Raw genomic sequence first — 2271 nt, 5'->3', positions numbered from 1 at the left:
GGGATGGGGGTTGTCGGGGCGGTAGCTGGCCTTGATGTGGACGCGTTCGCCTTGGGGGCCGAGGATGCTGAGGAACTCCACGGGGTGCTCGTCGGCGTTGCCGAACCAGTGAGGGAGGTGGGTGTCGAATTCGGCGACTTCGCCCTCGGTGAGGATGAAGTCCTTGTCGCCGAGGATGACGCGTAGGCGGCCGCGTAGGACGTACAGCCAGTGGTAGCCCTCGTGTGAGCGGGGGTCGGGTTCGCGGCCGTCGGTCATGCCGGCGGGCAGGATGTGCTTGAACGCCTGCAGCCCGCCGGGTTTACGCGTCAGCGGCACGACGGTCATGCCGTTGTGGGTGAACGGCTGTGGATGGATCCGGGGGTCGAGATCGGCTGGAGCGCCGATCAACTCATCGACCGGCACCTGGTAGGCCCTGGCCAGGGGCAGCAGGAGTTCTAGGCCCGGTTTGCGGTGCCCGGATTCCAGTCGGGACAGGGTGCTGATCGGGATGCCTGTGGTCTCGGACAGGGCGGTCAGGGTGGCGCCGCGGCGACGGCGCAATTCGCGCAGCCGGGGTCCGACTGCGGCCAGCACGGCGTCGAAGTCATCGCTCATTCGTTCACTGTGCCTGCGCTTTGCATTTTCTGCAAAGAACTTTGCCCGATTGCCGATGTGGGTGCAACCTTGGCGTCGGAGGTGGTCACGATGACTCCAGATTCCCAGTCGACAGCGATTTCCGTGACGGCGCCCTGCCTGGTGACCTGCTGGGGGCGGGACGCCGCGAGGTGGCCCGCTACGGCGGCGCCGTGCAGGCGGGCAAGGCGCGGTCTGCGGTCTGCGGCATGCGACGGCAACGGGTTCACGGTCGAGCTCGACACCGGTCGCCGGGTGCGGACGCGGCGGCTGCCGGCCCCTGCCGGAGTTGCCGACGAACTGCCCGACGTGCCAGGGCTTGCGGCACGTTGGGGGCGTGACGTGGTGCACTGCCCGTACTGCCACGGGTGGGAGATACGCGACCAGCCGATCGGTGTCATGGCCACAGGCCCGTTGGGGGCGCAGCAGGCCCTGCTGTTCCGTCAGGGGAGCGACCGGCTGACTCTGTTGCTGCACACCGCCCCGCGTCCCACCGTCGAGGAGGCCGAGCGGTTGGCCGCACGCAGGATCACGGTGGTAAGCGGTGAGGTGACCGGTCTGGAGGTCACCGAGGGCCGGCTGAGCGGGGCCGCCTGCGCGTGCCGTCGTCGTCGGCGGGTTCCTCCTCACCGCGGTGGGAACCTCACTGTTCACCGGGCTCACCGTGCACAGCGGATACGCCAACGGCATCCTGCAGGGGCTGCTGATCACCGGCGCCGGCTTCGGCCTGATCTTCGGACCGGCGATGAACCTCGCCACCGACCGGGTGGAGTCCGTCGACGCCGGCGCCGCCTCGGCCATGGTCAACGCCGGGCAGCAGATCGGAGCCGCCATCGGCACCGCCCTGCTCAACACCATCGCGGTCAGTGCCACGTCGAGCTACCTCGCGCACCACCCCAAGACCTCTGATGCCGCCGCGCAGGCATCCGTACACGGCAACACCGTCGCCTTCTGGGTGACCGTGACGGTGTTCATCCTCGGCGCTATCGTGTGCGGCCTCATCGTCCGGCCAGGACGCCAACCGGTGCCGGCGGACAGCGAACCCACACCGACGGCAGCAGCCTGAGCACCGCACGCCGACCGTCCCCATGCAACCAACGAGAGGACTGAGCGCCATGGACGTCCAGCGCTGGGACGAGATGTATCGCAGCCGCGACCAGATATTCAGCGGCAACCCCAACGGAGTGCTCGTCGCGGAGGCCAACGACTTGCCGCCGGGCCAGGCGCTCGACGTCGGATGCGGTGAAGGCGCCGACGCGCTCTGGCTCGCCCGACGCGGATGGCAGGTCACCGCGGTCGACATCTCCGCGATCGCCCTGCAACGTGCCGCCGCCGCTGCCACCGACATCAAGGGCCGCGTGTCGTGGACACGGGCCGACCTCATCACCACGCCGCCCCCAGCGGGCGCATTCGATCTGGTGTCCATACACTACTTCCCGCTCCTGCGCCAACCAGGTCACGCGGCGCTGCGCGGCCTTCTGGACGCTGTCGCCCCCGGCGGCACGCTGCTCTTTGCCACCCACGCCCTCTCGGATCTGGCCGTGCGCCAGGAGGAGGGCTTCGACCCCGCCGACTACTACCAGCCGGACGACATCGCCCAACTCCTCGACCTCACCTGGAACGTCCTGATCAACGAGACCCGCCCCCGCACCGCCC

The 2271-nt window shown here is 69.1% G+C and carries 3 protein-coding genes; 2 read left to right on the top strand and 1 reads right to left on the bottom strand.

The window, feature by feature from the left end; all coding sequences use genetic code 11:
- On the bottom strand, positions 1-597 hold a 597-nt coding region (locus tag C1I98_RS38050), incomplete at its 3' end, for an XRE family transcriptional regulator (protein ID WP_111172079.1).
- Between the two features lie 652 nt (positions 598-1249).
- On the opposite strand from C1I98_RS38050, the gene C1I98_RS38045 reads away from it, so the two are divergent.
- Together C1I98_RS38045 and C1I98_RS38040 are read left to right on the top strand one after the other, a co-directional pair.
- Positions 1250-1681, top strand: a complete 432-nt coding sequence (locus C1I98_RS38045) for an MFS transporter (RefSeq protein WP_111172078.1) — start codon at positions 1250-1252, stop codon at positions 1679-1681.
- Between the two features lie 49 nt (positions 1682-1730).
- The coding region (locus tag C1I98_RS38040; protein ID WP_111172077.1) for a class I SAM-dependent methyltransferase at positions 1731-2271 on the top strand (541 nt) is incomplete at its 3' end.

The sequence above is a fragment of the Spongiactinospora gelatinilytica genome, assembly GCF_003236385.1.
Lineage (GTDB): Bacteria > Actinomycetota > Actinomycetes > Streptosporangiales > Streptosporangiaceae > Spongiactinospora > Spongiactinospora gelatinilytica.
Note: the sequence above shows the minus strand (reverse complement) of the source record. Positions and strands in the feature narration are given on the sequence as shown.